11 protein-coding genes and 2 pseudogenes are annotated in these 18,216 nt (G+C 60.2%); 8 read left to right on the top strand and 5 right to left on the bottom strand.

Going from position 1 to position 18,216, the window contains the following annotated elements; translation table 11 throughout:
* Nucleotides 1-51 precede the first annotated feature (51 nt).
* Complete coding sequence (gene tuf / locus ACSS7Z_RS15050; protein ID WP_438255688.1) at nt 52-1,245, top strand: elongation factor Tu; 1,194 nt, start codon at nt 52-54, stop codon at nt 1,243-1,245.
* Nucleotides 1,246-1,426: 181 nt separating this feature from the next.
* Here tuf and ACSS7Z_RS15045 read toward each other — a convergent pair whose 3' ends face one another.
* Nucleotides 1,427-2,224 carry a thermonuclease family protein gene (locus ACSS7Z_RS15045; protein ID WP_438255687.1) on the bottom strand — a complete coding sequence of 266 codons (798 nt, stop codon included), beginning with the start codon at nt 2,222-2,224 and terminating at the stop codon, nt 1,427-1,429.
* A gap of 167 nt (nt 2,225-2,391) precedes the next feature.
* Here ACSS7Z_RS15045 and ACSS7Z_RS15040 point away from each other — a divergent pair, with 167 nt between their 5' ends.
* The 3 genes from ACSS7Z_RS15040 to ACSS7Z_RS15030 all read left to right on the top strand — a co-directional run bounded on the left by ACSS7Z_RS15040 (nt 2,392) and on the right by ACSS7Z_RS15030 (nt 5,608).
* Nucleotides 2,392-3,027 carry a VanZ family protein gene (locus ACSS7Z_RS15040; protein WP_438255686.1) on the top strand — a complete coding sequence of 212 codons (636 nt, stop codon included), beginning with the start codon at nt 2,392-2,394 and terminating at the stop codon, nt 3,025-3,027.
* Nucleotides 3,028-3,113: 86 nt separating this feature from the next.
* Nucleotides 3,114-4,157 carry a hypothetical protein gene (locus ACSS7Z_RS15035; RefSeq protein WP_438255685.1) on the top strand — a complete coding sequence of 348 codons (1,044 nt, stop codon included), beginning with the start codon at nt 3,114-3,116 and terminating at the stop codon, nt 4,155-4,157.
* Between the two features lie 314 nt (nt 4,158-4,471).
* The gene (locus ACSS7Z_RS15030) at nt 4,472-5,608 is read left to right on the top strand and encodes a polysaccharide pyruvyl transferase family protein (protein WP_438255684.1); all 1,137 of its coding nucleotides are present in this window, start codon (nt 4,472-4,474) and stop codon (nt 5,606-5,608) included.
* A gap of 327 nt (nt 5,609-5,935) precedes the next feature.
* Here the strand turns inward: ACSS7Z_RS15030 and ACSS7Z_RS15025 are convergent, their stop codons facing one another.
* On the bottom strand, nt 5,936-6,736 hold the full coding sequence (locus ACSS7Z_RS15025; RefSeq protein WP_438255683.1) for a hypothetical protein: 801 nt from the start codon (nt 6,734-6,736) through the stop codon (nt 5,936-5,938).
* 255 nt (nt 6,737-6,991) lie between these two features.
* Between ACSS7Z_RS15025 and ACSS7Z_RS15020 the strand changes: the two genes are divergently transcribed.
* The 3 genes from ACSS7Z_RS15020 to ACSS7Z_RS15010 all read left to right on the top strand — a co-directional run bounded on the left by ACSS7Z_RS15020 (nt 6,992) and on the right by ACSS7Z_RS15010 (nt 13,493).
* Nucleotides 6,992-7,243: a hypothetical protein gene (locus ACSS7Z_RS15020; RefSeq protein ID WP_438255682.1), complete on the top strand. Its 252-nt coding sequence runs from the start codon at nt 6,992-6,994 to the stop codon at nt 7,241-7,243.
* Between the two features lie 263 nt (nt 7,244-7,506).
* Complete coding sequence (glf, locus tag ACSS7Z_RS15015; protein ID WP_438253520.1) at nt 7,507-8,643, top strand: UDP-galactopyranose mutase; 1,137 nt, start codon at nt 7,507-7,509, stop codon at nt 8,641-8,643.
* 104 nt (nt 8,644-8,747) lie between these two features.
* Nucleotides 8,748-13,493, top strand: coding sequence for a glycosyltransferase family 2 protein (locus ACSS7Z_RS15010; RefSeq protein WP_438255681.1), 4,746 nt, complete (start codon nt 8,748-8,750; stop codon nt 13,491-13,493).
* A 375-nt stretch (nt 13,494-13,868) separates the two neighbouring features.
* Here the strand turns inward: ACSS7Z_RS15010 and ACSS7Z_RS15005 are convergent, their stop codons facing one another.
* Entirely contained in the window at nt 13,869-14,525 is a 657-nt protein-coding gene (locus ACSS7Z_RS15005; RefSeq protein ID WP_438255680.1) for an acyltransferase, read from the bottom strand.
* A 417-nt stretch (nt 14,526-14,942) separates the two neighbouring features.
* Here ACSS7Z_RS15005 and ACSS7Z_RS15000 point away from each other — a divergent pair, with 417 nt between their 5' ends.
* Nucleotides 14,943-16,154: a polysaccharide pyruvyl transferase family protein gene (locus ACSS7Z_RS15000; RefSeq protein WP_438255679.1), complete on the top strand. Its 1,212-nt coding sequence runs from the start codon at nt 14,943-14,945 to the stop codon at nt 16,152-16,154.
* A 64-nt stretch (nt 16,155-16,218) separates the two neighbouring features.
* Here ACSS7Z_RS15000 and ACSS7Z_RS14995 read toward each other — a convergent pair.
* Both ACSS7Z_RS14995 and ACSS7Z_RS14990 read right to left on the bottom strand, forming a co-directional pair.
* A pseudogene (locus ACSS7Z_RS14995) lies at nt 16,219-17,267 on the bottom strand (IS256 family transposase).
* 165 nt (nt 17,268-17,432) lie between these two features.
* Nucleotides 17,433-17,795: pseudogene (locus ACSS7Z_RS14990) on the bottom strand (transposase); the annotation flags it as partial.
* Nucleotides 17,796-18,216 lie beyond the last annotated feature (421 nt).

Below are 18,216 nucleotides of genomic sequence, written 5' to 3'. Positions count from 1 at the left end.
TTACAAACCAGTGCCCGGCAATCACTACACGAACGTCCTGAGGAGGACCCAGTGGCCAAGGCCAAGTTCGAGCGGACCAAGCCGCACGTCAACATCGGAACCATCGGTCACGTTGACCACGGCAAGACGACGCTGTCCGCAGCCATCTCCAAGGTGCTCGCTGACAAGTACCCGTCGGCCACCAACGTGCAGCGTGACTTCGCTACCATCGACTCGGCGCCGGAAGAGCGCCAGCGTGGTATCACGATCAACATCTCGCACATTGAGTACGAGACCCCCAAGCGCCACTACGCGCACGTTGACGCTCCCGGCCACGCCGACTACGTCAAGAACATGATCACCGGTGCCGCTCAGATGGACGGCGCAATCCTCGTGGTTGCCGCTACCGACGGCCCGATGGCTCAGACCCGTGAGCACGTTCTGCTCGCCAAGCAGGTCGGCGTGCCGTACCTGATGGTCGCGCTGAACAAGTCCGACATGGTCGACGACGAAGAGATCCTTGAGCTCGTCGAGCTCGAGGTTCGTGAGCTGCTGTCGAGCCAGGGCTTCGACGGCGACAACGCTCCTGTCGTTCAGGTCTCGGCGCTGAAGGCGCTCGAGGGCGAAGAGAAGTGGGTCAACTCGATCCTCGAGCTCATGCAGGGTGTGGACGACAACGTTCCGGACCCCGAGCGTGACCGCGACAAGCCGTTCCTGATGCCCGTTGAGGACGTCTTCACGATCACCGGTCGTGGAACCGTCGTCACCGGCCGCGCCGAGCGTGGAACCCTCAAGATCAACTCCGAGGTCGAGATCGTCGGCATCCGCGCGACGCAGAAGACCACGGTCACTGGTATCGAGATGTTCCACAAGCAGCTCGACGAGGCATGGGCCGGCGAGAACTGTGGTCTGCTGCTTCGTGGTCTGAAGCGTGAAGACGTTGAGCGTGGCCAGGTCATCGTTCAGCCGGGTTCGGTTACCCCTCACACCAACTTTGAGGGCACCGCGTACATCCTTTCCAAGGAAGAGGGCGGCCGTCACAACCCGTTCTACACGAACTACCGCCCGCAGTTCTACTTCCGCACCACCGACGTCACCGGCGTCATCTCGCTGCCTGAGGGCACCGAGATGGTCATGCCTGGTGACACCACTGACATGACGGTCGAGCTGATCCAGCCGATCGCTATGGAAGAGGGCCTCGGCTTCGCCATCCGTGAGGGTGGACGCACCGTCGGCGCCGGTACGGTCACGAAGATCAACAGCTAAGTTTCTTTAGTTGTCAAAGGGGTCGAGCCTTCGGGCTCGGCCCCTTTGTCGTTCCTGGATGCCGGATGCTGCGCCCTGAGCCTGTCGAAGGGTGCCGGATGCTGGACGCTACGCCCTGAACCTGCGTGCGCGTTGCTCGGCATGGCGTGCCATGACGCGCAGCATCCGTGTGCCTATGGCATCACTCGCAGGCGAGTCCGTCGCCGTCGCCGTCGCCGTTGTTGCCGGTGCCGTACGCGAACCACTCATAGGCTTCTGCCTGAGCGGGATCGTCACGGTTGAATGGCCCGACGGGAAATCCTGCGGTGTTTTTCTTGAGCTTGGTGCAGGATGAAAATTGCTCCCACCAGCGATCACCCGCAGTGGGGGCCACAGGCTGTGGAGCGCCACTCTGGCAGGAGGTGGTGATGACGGTACCGGCTGCATCCATCGAGGCAAGCTGGGCGGAACGGTATGCCTCCTCATTGGGGTGCGCGGGGTAGCCGTCCCAAGAGTCGTATCTGGCCAGCGCGTAGCCGGACTCCAGCTGCATCATGCCGAGGTCGATACCAGCGTTCGTGGTGACGTAGCGGAGGAGCCTTCCGTGTCGGTCGGTGTCGTTCTGGCCCGGTGGCAAAGCCAAGGTAAGACTGTCACCGGACGAGAGCTGGTACCCGATCTGCATCGCGGCTTCGTCGTAGCCGCACTGCCCGCGCTCAGGGGTGTCGATCCCGATGATCCGGACGGTTCCCTCGCTGGTTTCGATGGTGTCGCCATCGATGACCGACACAAAGGTGGTCGCAGCTGCTGGAGGGAGTTGCGGTGAATCCGCCGGCTCAATCGCCGGAGACTGCGGCGCACCTTCGGCCACGGCGGGTTCGGGTACGCAACCGGCGAGCCCGACGATGAGCAACACCGAAATGGTTGCGGTTCGCAACGTGCCTGCGACTGTCATTCGTTCGTTCTCTTCCATTGTCAGTGGCACGTCATTCGTCGCCATAGCTATTGGATCATGTATTTCGCACAGCTCAGTGCGCAGGAGATTGCCGCCACTAAGCGGTTCCCCATCTGCGCTGGATACGATGGCCCTCGCCCTTCATCACACCGCTCCCTGAGCCACACCACCGATCCCTGAGCCTGTCGAAGGGCACGACACTGAGGAGCACCATGAGCGAAATCTACGTCGGCCCACCGCCGCCGCGAAGCTACGCCCGCATGTGGGTGTCAACGCTCCTGCTGGCGATTTACTCTGCGTTCGTGCTGCTGGTCACGATGTGGCCGAACCCGCAGCAGTTGGAGTTCGGAAGCATCTCGTCGCGTCTGCTCCAGGTGCTGCACAACTTCGGTGTTCCGGAGTGGTTCGGCTACGACAAGCTCGAGTTCACGGCGAACATCGGCATGTTCGTGCCGCTCGGGTTCCTTCTGGGCCTGGCGCTTGCGCGCAAGGCGTGGTGGCTGGCGATCTTCCTGCTGCCGGCGTTCTCGGGAGCCATCGAGTTCACGCAGGGGATGGCTTTGGACGAGCGTGTCTCGACGTTGCAGGACGTCGCCGCGAACACGATCGGCGGATACATCGGCCTGATGCTGGCGATGATCATGCGGGCGATGATCTACGCCCGCGACCGCACCAAGATTGAGCGCGAACTCTGGGAGCGCCGTGCGGCCGCGGCGGCGATTCAGCGCCAGCGTGCTGAGCAATACCAGCAGTCGTATGCGCCGGCCGAGCCTGACCCGGTGACTCGCGTTTTGGATGCTGATTTCTGGGCAACCGGCGACGCGCCGACGGTGCGGTTGCCGCTCTGACGGACGGCGGACACCTGGGACCGCTCACAGAGCCCAACCGTGCTGATTAGCGGTTAGGATCCGAGTAAGTCTCAAAGGAGCCGATCATGATTCGACACCTCCGCAACAGCGACACGCATCGCTCGCACCGCGCGCGCTTTGTGTCACTTGCGGGTGTGATCGCGTTGTCGGTGACCGGACTGTTCTTTGGGGCTCCCGCGCACGCCGACTCGACGGATGCTGGGACAGCCACTCTTGCCGTGCAGTGCGAAGACGAGGGCTTCTGGCTGGAAGCCCGTGGCACGTTCGTGCTGGATGCGACAACGGCGGAGTCTTTCATCGCTGTCGACGGTGAAGCTGGCGAGTCTGAACACTGGGTCGCCGAGCCGGGGATCGCGTTCGAAGGCCGCGCGAAATCGGTGGAGATCACTGACGACGTTGCACACCATGTCGAGTGGTTCGTCAACGGCAAGGGCGTCGCGGAAGGCGATTTTTCTCGTGCTGAGTCTTGCGATGAGGCAACACCGACACCAACCGATTCGCCCGACCCGTCTCCAACTCCTACCGAGTCACCGGAACCCACGAAGTCGCGTGAACCAACACCCGCTCCGACGACTTCGCCGGAGCCGACGCCCGTTCCTACTGACAGCCCAGCCCCGACCAAGACGCCCGTTCCGTCTGAACCGACCGAGACACCACAGCCGGTAGAGACGCCTGCCCCCGCTGCGCCGGATACTCCGGCACCAGTGCAGGTGAAGCCGACGGTGAGTCTTTCGAGCGCGTCTGTGCCGGCAGCGACGAGTGTGACGGTGAACTCCAGCGGCTTCCAGCCCGGTGAGAAGCTCGAGCTCTGGTTGCGCTCTCAACCATGGAAGCTGACGGATGCCACGGCAGACGCCAACGGTGATCTCTCATTGTCGGTGGGAATCGCCGGTGGTACCGAGATCGGTGCTCACACGATCGAGGTGCGCGGCGCGACTAGCGGTTCGGTATTCGTCGACATCGTCGTGACAGATGATCTGGCTATCACCGGAATCGACTCCGCGTTCGCTTCTGGCGTCGCGACCACGGGTCTTGCGCTGGTCATTGGCGGGACCACCGTGGTATTGCTGGGGCGTCGGGCGAGCCGGGAGGCGGCCTCGTCGATGTGACCGCCACGTCGCCTGGACGCGCCCGATGACCGCCTTGGTGCGACTGATTTCGATCGCTTTGTTTGACAATAGGACAAGAAGGAGTCCTGCTGACGGGTTTGGGCTGTCGAGGTGCCGGTTCTCGGAGATCGGGCATGGGTAAGGTCATCTGCGCGCCGTAGGCGCCTTCGGCCTCTGTTAGCCTGAGCTTCAACCTGTGTCGTACCCGTGTCTGTATATCTCGGCCAAGTGAGCTCGCTACGCCCGCTCCGCTGCTGAATGCCACCCCGTCGGGCGTGCCGCCGCGCCCTTTCTCTTCCGGAGGACCCGAACTCATGATCTTTCGACGCATCAAGAACTACGACGCGGGGAGCGAGCTATCAACGCACGACCTCGAGGCCGAACTACGCGGGTTATTGAAGCCCCGAGTCGGCATCACTGGTTCGCTGGGCCGTGGAAACTACGGTGACGAACTCTTCGTGCGGGTGTACGAGCATTGGCTCGGACAGTGGGCGGATCTGACGCTTCTCACTGCCCTCCACAGGCCGTGGTATTTTCGGGAACTCCGTACGACCCAAGTCGACATCATGGATGCAGTTGTGCTCGGTGGGGGTGACCTGCTCTGTCCGTATCGCACACAGATCGATCCTGATTTCATCAATCCGATGTATCTCCGGCGGCCAGTCCACGTCGCAGGCATCGGTGTCGAGAACGACCTGCCGGAAACTGACCCGTCCGTAGTCGAGAAGTGGGCAGAGTTTCTCACTCACCCGAACGTGCGCTCGATTTCAACTCGCGACCTGGGCTCAGCCGGCTGGATTACGAAGCACATTCGCCCGAAAGTGACCGTCGTCGCTCACGCAGACCTTGTCTGCGCGCTGCCGTTGCCACCCGTCGAGCGGAGCGAGGGCAGACCCATTTTGGGCATCGTCACGCGATACGCACGAGATCCGAAAGACTATCGACTACTCGAGGAGATCGCCGCTTCTTACATCGAGAAGGGCTGGCGGGTTCGCCACATCATCGGCGGCATCGAGGGACACGGCAAGCGTGATTTCGAGAACGGGGAAGAGCTCAAGATCGAGGGTAAAGAGACTCTTTACACAAAGCAACTCGATGAGATCACCCGCGCGCTGGGTGAGTGCTCACTTCTGCTGAGTATGAAGTTGCACACGACGATCGTCGCAACTATGTACGGTGTGCCGACGGTGTGTGTCAATCCTGTCGTCAAGATTCGAGCATTTATGGCCGCCATCGGGCGAGAGGAGTTGGTAGTCGAGCCGACTGATCCCCGGCTGATTAAAATACTTGAGGATGGCGTTCCGGACGTTCCGATGGACAAGGTCGACAAGCTTCGTGCCCAGGCCGTCGGCTATCTCAAGCAGCTCAGCCAGCGAATCTGGGATGACTATAGGAACACGTCGGCTGCCCGCCGGCACATCCTTCCCGAGACGATGGTTTGGACTGACTGACCCGCCTCAAGGTTTGATGCTGCTGGAGACGAGCAACGGCGTCGACCCCGCCGAATGCATCAGCACCACGGCGTTCCACGACGGCTGGCGGCTGGGCTGATTGGCATTACCGCTGACGGCTCCCGGCAATATCGGCACAGTTAGCCCGAACGAGTTCGCGCAGGCCCGCCACCCGACGCTCACCCGAGAGTCGCTCCTTGCGTAGAGGCGGCAGAGAACCTGTGTCGGTTCACTGCCCAGTGAGCGGCTTGGGTGTGAGCGTGCAGAGAATCAGCGGTAGCGTGCGGACGTCTCCATAGGAAGCTGGCGCGACCGTAGAAGCGTGAGTTATGAACGCAGGTACGCAAGAACCTCGGGCTTTGGCAGAGGCTTGTGGCCAGCCACTATGTCAGTAAGTGTGAGCTGCTGATGACCCAAATGCGGACACTTTAGAGCGGCAACATCATCCATAAATGACAACTGTTGATCATAGGTGGCGTCTGCTGTGTTCGTAATTAGCGTGAACGGGGGGACGAAATCCGCGTAGCGGAGACGATCGAGCACATTGAGACGTTCTGGGTGCTTTCTCCGGAGTTCTGAGAACGTTTGGCCGAAGTGTGATTCGATGATGACTTGTGAGCCCTTGAACGGCCACAGTTCGACGTCAATTTGTGGGATCTCTGATAGTGCCGAAGAGCCCTTGAGGTGTGCGGCCATACCGATCGCAGCGAAGCCGCCGATCGATGAGCCATGGAACGTCACGTTCTCATGCGACGTTCCTAATGTGTCCGCGATCCGGCCGGCAATGGACGCGAGCTCGGCAATCAGGTCGTACGTGTCATGGATGAACCAGCCGCCACGAAGATTCTCATTGATAGTGATGGCCGGGTCGCCTAATGCGATCACATGTGCGTCGGGAAGGTCTTCTTGCCAGGTCCAACGGTGAAAAAACGGTATTCTGCGTTCTGATTTCGGGCCTTGAGCGCCAGGGAGGAATACGACGATACGCTCGGCCTGAGCGCGAACAGCGACGTTTGCGTGCGTAACGAGCTGTCTGCCGATCTGGCCCTCCAGCGCGTAGAGCCCAGGCGTCGGTCTTGACGACAACCATGTGCTGAGATCGGTCGCGACTGTTGGATACAGGGCCATAGGGCTTGATCGTAACAGCCGCTACTCGTGCGGCTGACTCCTACGCAAGTGGAGGGGATTAGCGGCCGATAGCGTACGTTGCCGCAGGTAGCGCTTGGCACCTTGGGGGCGCCTCTTGTCCCAGACGCCGGAGTAAGCCGCTGGCCGGGGAATCCTTGCGCCTCTGACTACAAGTCACCTCGCACGCAGACAGCATGTACGCACTCCCGCCACCGCCGGTTCAACGTCCCAAAGGTAAACTGATCCAGGCATTTGTTGCTCGCTCCATCCGAGAATCGACTGCTCGGTGGGTTCGCGGCTTCCTACACGACGAAGGGCGGCGGGTTCGCGACATCATTTCGCGGTATCGACGACCGCGGCAGGTGCGATTCCGAGAATGCGGAGAATCTCAAGTCGGAGGGGAAGGTGATCTTCTTCACCACCCAGTTCGAGATCGCCCAGGCGCTGCTGAGTATGAAGCAGCACACCACGGTTGTGGCGACGATGTGTGTGGTGTGCTTACGCTAGGTAACCATTCTGATGCGAAGACGCGCGTCTTCAGTCGATTGAGTGCGAGGAGCTTGTCGTCGCCCTGGCTGATCGCCGTGCCGGCTGACCGAGATTCTGGAGGCGGGGCGCCGGACGTGCCGACGCACAAGGTCGAGTAACTCCGTATCGAGAGCATCGCAGCGCTAAGGGAACTCAGCTGGACGGAGTGACCTCGGCCGTCGTGCTTGTTCCTAACCGTGTGTATTGCCGTGAGTTGTCAGTGGTCGATTATGCTTGCGGTCATGGATCTTCTCGTTGTGGGCTCTGGTTTCTTCGGCCTTACCATTGCAGAGCGTGCCGCGGATGCTGGCCGTAAGGTGACTGTGATCGAGCGTCGCTCTCACATCGGCGGTAATGCCTATAGCGAGGCGGAGCCGGAGACGGGGATCGAGGTGCATCGTTATGGTGCGCACCTGTTCCACACGTCGAATCAGACGGTGTGGGAGTACGTGAACCGGTTCACGACGTTCACGAACTATGAGCACCGGGTGTATACGAACCATAAGAGTGTCGTGTATCCGATGCCGGTGAACCTGGGCACGATTAACCAGTTCTTCCAGGCTGCGTATTCTCCGGATGAGGCGCGTGCGCTGATCCGTGAGCAGGCGGGGGAGTACGACGTGAAGTCGGCGGCGAACTTCGAGGAGAAGGGGATTGCGCTGGTGGGGCGTCCGTTGTTCGAGGCGTTCTTCCGTGATTACACGGCTAAGCAGTGGCAGACCGACCCGCATAAGCTTTCCGGGGACATCGTTAGTCGCCTCCCTGTTCGTTACAACTATGACAACCGGTACTTCAGTGACACGTGGGAGGGTTTGCCCACGGACGGGTACACGGCCTGGTTGGAGCGGATGGCGGATCACCCGAATATTGAGGTGAAGCTGAACGTTGATTTCTTCGATGAGTCGCAGCCGCTGAATCGTAAGGCGCTCGTCGGGCAGGTTCCGATCGTGTACACCGGTCCGGTGGATCGGTACTTCGACTATGCCGAGGGCGAGCTGAGTTGGCGCACCCTGGACTTCGAGCAGGAAGTGCTCAATATTGGTGATTTCCAGGGCACTCCGGTGATGAACTATCCGGACATGGATGTCCCGTTCACTCGCATCCACGAGTTCAAGCACTTCCACCCGGAGCGCAAGGACGTCTACCCCACGGACAAGACCGTCATCATGCGGGAGTTCTCCCGTTTCGCGGAGAAGACGGACGAGCCGTACTACCCGGTGAACACTCCGGCGGATCGTGAGGGGCTGCTTGCCTACCGCGAACTACAGAAGGGCGAGCAGGACGTTCACTTCGGCGGACGTCTGGGCACCTACCAGTATCTCGACATGCACATGGCAATCGGCTCGGCGCTGACCATGTGGAACAACACCCTCGCCTAATTCGCGAGAGGTCGCTTGTCGACCGGTTTTGGGTGAGAAGGTCCCATTTGTGCTTGGGACGCGTGGTGCATCGCTAAGGTACCGGGAGCGACTAGGCTCGTTTTGTGATTGATGCATCGATGGATCCGACCGCTCAAACCTGGCACACCGAGAACTTTCTCGTTCGAATTGCTCGTGGAGAATCGATAAACCCGAGTGCTGAAGATGAGGGTGCCACATGGGCGAGGCGCGACACCCCGGCCGATGCTGAATACGGTGTCGCTACGCTCGCGCTACTTTCCGGTGATCCGAAGCGGCAGGAACACTTGGCAGTGCTCCGCGATACCACCGCTCCCGAGCGCGACATTGCTGTGTTCGGGGCACGTACTAAGTCGAGCTGGGCTCTGAACGTGCTAGCTGGGCGATTCACTGGCCATGCGCACACCTGGGCGTCGCTACGCGCAGCGATTCTTGACCTTGAGGCTTTGAGCAACAACGATATGCCGCCTGTCGTTGGTGGAATCACGCTAAACCAACTGTCCGAACTCTCAGGGGTTTTGTATGAGCGTGATCTTGACCCCGAAGCGTTCCAAGCACTGGCCGAGTACATTTCGGCGCAAGTTGTGGCCGGACAGAACTTGCACGAGCAATTCATGGAACCGCTGGCCGAACGGCTGTTGCAGCACGGCCGTGCAGAGTCCGTGCGCGCTCTGATGCCTCGTCTAACCAAGAGCACATGGGTGCGTCACGCGCTGGCGATGGAGTTGCAGCATCCTCGCTTCGGCGGCTCCATCGACTCGATGTTCCGCCTCCTGAACGAGCCATACTACCGGGCGGGGCTTGAACCCATTGAGCGCAACGACGCTGAGGGTGAAAGCTTGTTCCAGCAACTGACCGCATCTGCGCGGTCCGAAGCGGTGGATGGCCCGCTCGTGACCGTCATCATGGTGACGTCCGAGCCGGGTCACGAAATTTTCGTTGCGGTACGTTCGCTCATCGCGCAGAGCTACACGAACTGGGAACTCGTCATTACTGATGATTCCTCCTCTTCAGGGGCGTCGGTGCTGCTTGACGAGGTAGCGGCTCTTGACGAACGTATTCGCGTTGTTCGCAACGACGAGGACGCTGGTGAGTTTGTTCGCCGTAACGAGGCGTTGCAATCGGCAGATGGCGTGTTCGTAACGATGCGCGACGCAAATGTGTGGTCGCACCCGCGCACCCTCGAGATTCAAGTGGTCGACTTACTCACGATGCCGTCTCGTCTCGGAAACGTGATCAAGGCGGTGGGAGTCTCAGATGATCTTTCCTTCGTCGATCGTCCAGGCGCTGAACTCTTCATTGCGGAATCCTCGCTGATGTTCCGACGGGAAGAAGTGCTGAGTACGATTGGGTACTTTGATTCTGTTCGTGTTGGCGCTGGAGCTGGAGCCGAGTTCCGGCAACGCCTCGAATGCGCCACTGGATTGAAGGTTCCCGTACTGCTGCCCGGTGCTCCGCTCGAGTTTGTTAGAGAAACGAGCGAAGCCTACGCCGAGCGAGACCCCAAGGCGACCTTGTGGAACTCACCTGACCGCATGATGTATTGGAGTGGCACGCAGAGCAATCTTGCACGTGTTCAGGGCGATCATTCTTCGCCGTTTGTGGCATTCCCTCTCGCTGATCGGCAGTTCGCCGCTCCCGCACGATGGGTGGAAGCGTCGCCCGAGGTTCAGCGTTTCGACCTCGTGCTCGTACTCGACGGCCGCGAATTCTCGAAGCTTCGCGACTTCCACACGACTGTTGCATCTGAGCTTGAGCATGCCGCGTCCAAGGGCATGCGTATCGCATTTCTTCAGTCTTACTCGGTGGGGGGGCCGCGGGGACTCGCCCCGCTCGCGCCGGCGTTGCAGAATCTCGTTGATTCGCGTGTTATCTCACGAATCCTCGAGGAAGATGAAGTTGAGACCGGTGTCGTTGTGGTGCGCCACGCAGGCGCCGCGCAGGGACATCAGCCAGAGCGTCGTTCGATTACGGCTTCGCGGGTGGTCGTCGTCGAAGACTCGGCCGCGCGAGACGCGCGCGGACAGACTTTCGCGCGGGGTGACGTTGACGAAGTCGTCACCGCCTGGTTTGAGGTTGAACCGGAATGGGAAGTGGCTGCACCAACGTTGCCCGCTGCTCAAGTTAAGATGCTTGATTTCGACGGCGGTCGCCTCGAGATCACGCTCGCGACAGCTGTGCCCCGACGCGTGCGCAGCGTGCGCCTCACCAACGAATCCGCCACGGTTGTTCTTGAATCGAGTAAGACTGCTGCAGAGGCGCTCATCTGCTACGCAGATATCGCGGTGCTGACTGGGCGTGAATGGGCTGTGAGCATCGAATACGACGCCGGGTCAGGCCAGACTGTCATTTACGATTGCGCTGTCACGATCAGTACGGTCATTCTAAACGCGCCTCATCAAGTGGCTGTGAGGACGGCGAACGACGGATTCGTTCTTCTTGCGCAGCAAGCGGTTGGTGATCTCCCAGGCAGAGATGACTTCGTGAATACATTCCTGAATGCCTCTGCGGAACACTCCACCGTTGTCGGGGAGAAGTTCCAGGTCGGTCTTGCACAGGGCAACGCTGCTTCGGTGTCTCGGGTGTACGGTCTTCGAAAAGTAGATGCCGGAGCCGTGCGGCGCCGCGACTTTACTGTTGGCCGAAACGCGGATTCTGCGATGGTGTGGGAGCGTCCTTTGGCTAAGTTCACGGACGCGCGCTGGCGTTTGTACGGCACATTCCGCACCCCGCTCGGACTCGTTGAGTATCCGATCCACGTCGACGCTGAGATGAAGCTCGTCGGAAACCAAGCTTGGGCACCACAGTTGCGCCCGAGCAGCGCGATTCTTGTCGCGCCGCCGGTTCCAGGTCGCGTTACGCGCGCAGCCCGACGGGTTGCTAACTCGCTCTCGGAGAAGATCCTTGGCTTGCGCGCTGCAGCCGGCCGCAGCAGCAATGCGGGCACCGTTTCTGAGAAGATTCATTTCGACGCGTCACACGGGGAACCACGGATTGAAGCGACCCCGACTGTCACCGTCGTCATGCCGGTCTACAACGTCGAGCCGTTCCTGGATGTCGCCATCTCGTCGGTTCTCGACCAGGAGTTCGCCGATCTTGAGCTCATCCTGATCGATGACGCGTCGACCGACGGTGGGCGCCGCATCATCAGGAAGTACTGGCAGAGCGATCGCAGAGTTCGTGTGTTCGCGCTTGACCACAACACCATCGGCGGAGCTGGCGTACCCAGCAATATCGGTATTCGCGCCGCGCGCGGTGAGTACGTGGCCTTTGCAGATAGCGACGATCATGTAACGCCAGCGGGTCTCGCTCGAATGGTCAGCCTTGCAGAGACGCACGAGGCTGAGCTCGTCATCGGGGATTTCAAGACATTCTCTGAGAGTGCACAGGAAGGTGCAGAGTCGTATGATCGGCGTGTTTGGGGCGAACTCGCCTTGAACGCGCCAATCTCGGCGTTCACAGATCCTGCGCTTTTCCGACTGTCGCCGGTGCCGTGGCGTAAGCTCTATCGTCGTTCGTTCCTGCAGAAGCACGCGATCGAGTATCCCGAGGGTGACTACTTCTACGAGGACAACCCGCTGCATTGGTTCGTGTTGTCGCGCGCCACTAAGGTCGTGATGTGTGACGAGGTGATCAGCTATCACCGAATGGAACGCGAGGGTCAGACTATGAGCGCGGCGACGTACAAGCTGGGTGCGTTCGTCAACCACATGAATACGATCCTCAATTTTCTTGCGGCAAGCACCCACAAGCATCGCGATGTGTTGTTTGAAGCGTTTTACGACTACCTCGCACGCACAAACTGGGTCGCAAAGGACCAGACGCAGCAGGCCGCCGCCGAGCTGATCCGTTTCGGAATTAGCGGTGTGTATAAGCGTGCGCGCGCAGCTGCCCCAAGCGCGGCCGTGGCTCCAAAACTGCGGGCACGTCTCGCTGCGTATGACGATGCGTACCCGGATCTCGATTTGAGTGTCGTGATCCCAGTATTTAATAGTGCAGACCTGCTGAAGCAAACCCTCGACTCGGTTCTTGCGACCGCTGGTATTCGCTACAACGTGTTGCTCGTCGACGACGGTTCGACGGATGATTCGCTGTCGATCATGCAAGAGTACGAAAATAAATACGACAATGTGCATGTTTTTGCGCAGGGAAACCGAGGGGCGGGGCGAGCCAGGAACTCGGTCATCCCGCTCGCAACGGGACGATACAGCTTCTTCCTGGACGCAGACGATGTCATCGATCCCGAGGCTCTTGCAGCCGCCGTTAAGCATGCTGATGCAGAGTCGGCAGACCTGCTCTTTATGAAGTACAAGCTCGAGTACGCAGATGAGGGCCGCCATGAAAGGATGCTCAAGGCTGACCGGGAGATCTGGCGCCAGTTGCGCGGCGTCACGAGTAATGCGGCTAAGCAACGTGTCGTAGCCCAATTGGTGAACTACCCATGGAACCGAATAATCCGCACGTCTCTTCTTCACGACGCAAATATCTTCTTTGGTGCAACGGTTGTTCACAACGACGTTCAGTTCCACTGGCACACGATTGTGAGCGCGCAGAAGATCGCCTTCGTGGAATCAGCCGTCACAACGCACCGTAAGTTCGCGACGCGGGCTCAGGTTACGAATATCGAAGACGCTCGCCGGATAGCTGTGCTGGAAGCGCTGCGGAGCACGCACGAAAGGATCGCTGGATCCGACGGATACGAGAACATCCACGAAGAATGGCAGAAGTTTGCGCTCCACCTGTTGGAATGGGCGAAGAGCCGTATCCCCGAATCGCTGCACTCTACGTATGAGGCGCGACGTCGTGAGCTCGAAGGGTCTTTCAACCGCTGACTCGTAGGATGGGGAGACGCTGCCACGGCGTCTCCCCGATTTGCATCCCGGAGGCTAGCATCGGGGCTGTAGTAGTGTGCAGAGAAATACTTGGCCTGGTGCGCCATGGCCGTGCTGAACCGCTGATTCTTCCCGATGCCATATAACACTCGCTGCCCAGGCTTGCGCTAAATGGATAACGCTGCGCCTCGCAGTAACCAGACTTGGAGTCAACTCACGATAACGCCTCCGCTAACGGGGATACCCAAGCGAAAGAGGGGGAGACCGTCGGCTACGTGAGCGTCATCGCTCCAAGCTCGGTGATGCTCGACGAGCGGACTTGGGCCGGGGTCAGGAACATGTTGTGCGCGTGCGGCTCGACTACCTTCAGAATCCCTAGCGGGCCTGCGTCGACGCAGCTTGCTTTTCGATGTACTTCTCGACGTGTTGACGGTCCCAGCCAATGTTGCGGCGCACGACTTTGGCTGGCACTCCGGCGATGGCAGTGTTCTCGTCTTCGAACTTGCGCGACACAAGAGAATGTGTGCCGATCACCGTGTTGTTGGCGACTTGGCTGCCTTTAAGTATGGTTGCGTTTGCGCCGATCCATACGTGATCACCAATCATAATTGGTTGAGCTTGGTTGAGAACTTCGCCTGAATCGAGGTCGAAAATCGCGTGGCCGTCGCTGGCGCGGAAGATAATGCCGGTGCTCATCATGCAGTTCTCACCAACAGTGACTGAACGCGGCCCGTCGCCGGCCATCGCGAACCTGCAACCCTCGATCGAAGTTCCACGGCCGATCGCTAAGACACGTTCCTTGCCGTTTCCGCTGAGATTCACGACCACCCCAATCAGCCCGCGGTGGTGTGTCGTGCCAATGCTCACATGAGCGTTTGAACCCATTACAAAGCGACATCCGTGGAACACCGAGCCTTCGCCGATCTCGACGCTGCTGTTCCGTCCTTTGAAAGTGACAGTGAGTCCTTCGAACTCGTCGATGAGCGTCTTAGCGCCGTCGGCGGAGACGAGCACGATTTGGTTGTTCGACATAAGCACGAGTCTACGTTGACTTCGAGATGGCATCGGTGCGGGGCGATGGCATCGAGCGCAGAGGCGTGGTAATGGCTGTACTGGCGGTGACGAGCTGAAGTCGCAACCAGTTGAAACCGGTGGCTGATGCGCGGTCGGGTCGGAGGTGGCACGTGAGGTATCTGGTGCGGAAACTGGTGAAAGAGCATGCGAAACGGCAACGGCCAGGGTCTAAGAATCAAAGGGAACGCAGGCATCGTGACTGAAGCTTTCCAAACCAGTAGTGCGTGCCTCGTTCTGAATCGAAGGCACGCAAGCTGCGGCGTGTGCGGCGCGATACGATGATGATTGCGGTCGTATTTGCTTTGATCGCGAAGGTGCGCGCGGGCCGTGACTGTCGGTCCGTACCTTGACGCCTGGCATTGCGTTTGTCGTGACGTGACTGAGCGTGATCTGACCACAGGAGAAACCCAGATGATTTTTCGACGGAAGCGCAAGAGCGATCTCGTGACAATCACCCAGAATCGTGAAGTCGCGCTGGCTGTTGATGAGTCGCCGTCCCGAGAAGCATTGGAGGCGGAGCTCCAGTCACTGCTGAAACCACGTGTCGGAATTACCGGCTCGCTAGCGCGGGGCAATTACGGTGACGAATTGTACGTTCGCGTCTATGAGCATTGGCTCGGGCAGTGGGCAGATCTTACGCTCCTCACAGGAATTTTCCGCCCTTGGTATTTTCGCGCGATCCGTAACAATCAGGTTGATCTTATGGATGCCGTGGTTCTCGGTGGCGGTGACTTACTCTGCCCATATCGACCGGAGATCGATCGAGACTTCACGAACCCGATGTATCTTCGTCGGCCGCTCCACGTCGCTGGTATCGGAGTCGAACGCAACCGCCCGGATATCGATCCGTCTGTCCTTGAGCAATGGACCGAGTTCCTTACCCACCCCAACGTGCGGTCGATTTCTACGCGTGACCCGGGCTCCGCAGAGTGGGTCTCCGAGCACATTCGCCCTAAGGTTTCGGTGGGGTCTCATGCGGACCTTGTGTGCGCGTTGCCGCTGCCCCCTGTTGAGCGCGACGACGCTAAACCAATTCTTGGAATCGTCACTCGGCACATCAAGAGTCCAAAGGAGTATCGGCTGCTCGAGGAAATCGGCGCCTCTTACATCGAGAAGGGATGGAGAGTTCGGCACATCATTGGCGGCGTTGCTGCCCACGGTAAGCGGGACTTCGACAACGCGGAAGAACTCAAGGTAGACGGTAAAGAGACGTTCTATACCGAGAACTTGGATGAGATTACCCGTGCGCTTGGCGAATGCTCGCTGGTACTCAGCATGAAGCTACACACAACACTCGTCGCCACGATGTACGGGGTGCCCACGGTCTGTGTCAATCCCGTCGTGAAAGCACGTGCGTTCATGGCGGCCATTGGTCGGGAAGAGCTCGCGCTGTCCCCAACTGATCGTCGTCTGGTCAAGATTCTCGAAGACGGCGTCCCCGCCGTGCCTATGGACAAAGTTGAAGAGCTTCGTAACCAGGCTATCGAGCGGCTTAAGAGCCTCAGTCAGCAGATCTGGGATGACTACCGCAATACCTCAACTGTCCGTAGCCACCTCCTCCCTGAGACGATTTCGTGGTCTGAGTAGGCAGAGGTCGCGTGCGGGGGTCAAGCCCCGGGTAGTGGTGTAGCGGCGTCCTTCGGTGTGAGGGTTAGGCGCTGAGTTCGAGGGTGGGTTCGTCTGCCACCTCCGCTCCGTTAGCGGAGACGAGGGTGAGGTGGGATTTGGTGAGGATGTCGAGTCCGAGATAGCGGCGTCCTTCGGCCCATTCATCGGTCTGCTCGGCGAGGACCGCTCCGACGAGGCGGATAATCGCGTCGCGGTTCGGGAAGACCCGACGCTGTCGGTGCGGCGGCGGATTTCCCGGTTCAGTCGCTCGTTGGGATTGTTGGACCAGATCTGCTGCCAGCGGCCCTCGGGGAACTGTGTGAACGCGAGGATGTCCGCTCTCGCAGTGTCGAGGTGCTCGTGCACGTCGGGGAGATTCGCGGCGATCGCCTCGACCGGCCCCTGGTAGGCATCGGAAGTGACCAGGCGGACTCCGGACAGCCCGCGGGCGACGAGAGCCGCGAAGAACTAGTTCCAGGCCGCGCCAGTCTCGCTGGTGGCGACGCGCAGCCCGAGCACTTCACGGCGCCCGTCCGCGTTGACGTCGGTCGCGACGAGGACGACGGCATTGATGACCCGCCCGCCTTCGCGGACCTTCATGGTGACCGCGTCCGCGGCGGCGAACGTGAACGGCCCTGCATCGCCGAGGGGTCGGTGGCGGAACTGGTCGACGTGCTCGTCGAGGTCCGCGGCCATCCGGGAGACCTGTGACTTGGAAAGCGAGTGGATACCGAAGGTCCCCACGAGCTTGTCCATGCGGCGAGTGGAGACCCCGGCGAGATAGCAGTCCGCGACGACAGCGATCAGTGCCGTCTCCGCGCGTTCGCGACGCTCGAGCAGCCACTCCGGGAAGTAGGTGCCCGTGCGGAGCCTTGGGACGGCGACGTCGATCGTGCCGACCCGCGAATCAAGGTCGCGGTGCCGGTAGTCGTTGCGCTGCGTCACACGGTCAGGGCTGGGATTTCCCCATTCCGCGCCGACGACCGCGTCCGCGTCCGCGGACAGCAGCGTGTTGATCATTGTTTGCAGCAGCTGCCGCATCAGATCGGGCGACGCGTCAGAGAGCGCTCCGGAAAGAACCTCGGGAGGGATGCTCCTATAGAAGTCAAGCCGCAAGGATCTGGGGTGGGGAGGCGGCGGTGACAGATGTGGGCGGCTTGTGAGGAGACGATACATCTCGCGTGCGATGGCGCGTTTGAGGCAGCGGATGATGCCCTTCTTCGAGAGGCCTTCGGCGGTTCGGCGTTGGACGTAGGCGCGCGTGGGCTCGTAGTAGCGCATCCGGACGATCGCGACGGTGTAGAGCGCGTTGTTTGCGGCGCGGTCTCCGCCCCGGTTGAGGTGATGTCGGTTCTGACGTTTTCCGGAGGAGGCGGGAATGGGGGTAACGCCGGTGAGGTGCGCGAACGACGCTTCGGATCCAAGCCGGTCGGGGTTATCTCCAGCAGTGATGAGCAGCTGCGCCGCAACCTGAACTCCGACGCCGGGCCGCGCGAGCAGTTCTGGCGCCACTTGCCTCGTGAGCTCGCTAATCGCGCGGCGGAGTTCTTTGATCTCGTGATTCAAGTCCGCGTAGCGTCGTGCGAGGGGCCTCAGTGCGTGAGAGAGCCGCTTCAGCATCTGCATGGTGGATATCGAGCTCATCTCTTCCCGAAGTTCGGCCGGGCCGTTGATCAACAGTGCACGGATCTGGTCGATGCACTGGGTTCGCGCCTTGATCGCCGACTGTTGCGCAAGACGGAAGCATCGCAGCGACTCGACGATGCCGTCGCGCGACTTCGGGATGCCCGTCGCCCTGCCCGAGGCTACGGCCCGAGCGGCGGCGCACGCATCCAGGGGGTCGGACTTTCCTTGTGTTCGTCGCGCAGTCCGATCAGGGCGGTCGACTTCGACGACCCGGGTCCCGACGCTGCTGAGCAACCGTGTCGGCGGCGCTTGAAAACTGGACAGTAGCGGCGCTTGAAAAGTGAACACTCAACTATTGGAGAGTGATCACTTTGGAAGATTGGGCATTGATTCGGAGGCTGGCCGCGGAGGGCGA

The organism is Microbacterium wangyouchuni, from assembly GCF_051546305.1.
GTDB lineage: Bacteria > Actinomycetota > Actinomycetes > Actinomycetales > Microbacteriaceae > Microbacterium.
This window is presented reverse-complemented; position numbering and strand designations above follow the sequence as displayed.

What these genes read in the sequence shown, in the direction of transcription:
- glf (WP_438253520.1), top strand. Translation starts at nt 7,507, where the DNA reads ATGGATCTTCTCGTTGTGGGCTCTGGTTTCTTCGGCCTTACCATTGCA.
- ACSS7Z_RS15035 (WP_438255685.1), top strand. Translation starts at nt 3,114, where the DNA reads ATGATTCGACACCTCCGCAACAGCGACACGCATCGCTCGCACCGCGCG.
- ACSS7Z_RS15030 (WP_438255684.1), top strand. Translation starts at nt 4,472, where the DNA reads ATGATCTTTCGACGCATCAAGAACTACGACGCGGGGAGCGAGCTATCA.
- ACSS7Z_RS15005 (WP_438255680.1), bottom strand. Translation starts at nt 14,525, where the DNA reads ATGTCGAACAACCAAATCGTGCTCGTCTCCGCCGACGGCGCTAAGACG.
- ACSS7Z_RS15040 (WP_438255686.1), top strand. Translation starts at nt 2,392, where the DNA reads ATGAGCGAAATCTACGTCGGCCCACCGCCGCCGCGAAGCTACGCCCGC.
- ACSS7Z_RS15045 (WP_438255687.1), bottom strand. Translation starts at nt 2,224, where the DNA reads ATGGCGACGAATGACGTGCCACTGACAATGGAAGAGAACGAACGAATG.
- ACSS7Z_RS15025 (WP_438255683.1), bottom strand. Translation starts at nt 6,736, where the DNA reads ATGGCCCTGTATCCAACAGTCGCGACCGATCTCAGCACATGGTTGTCG.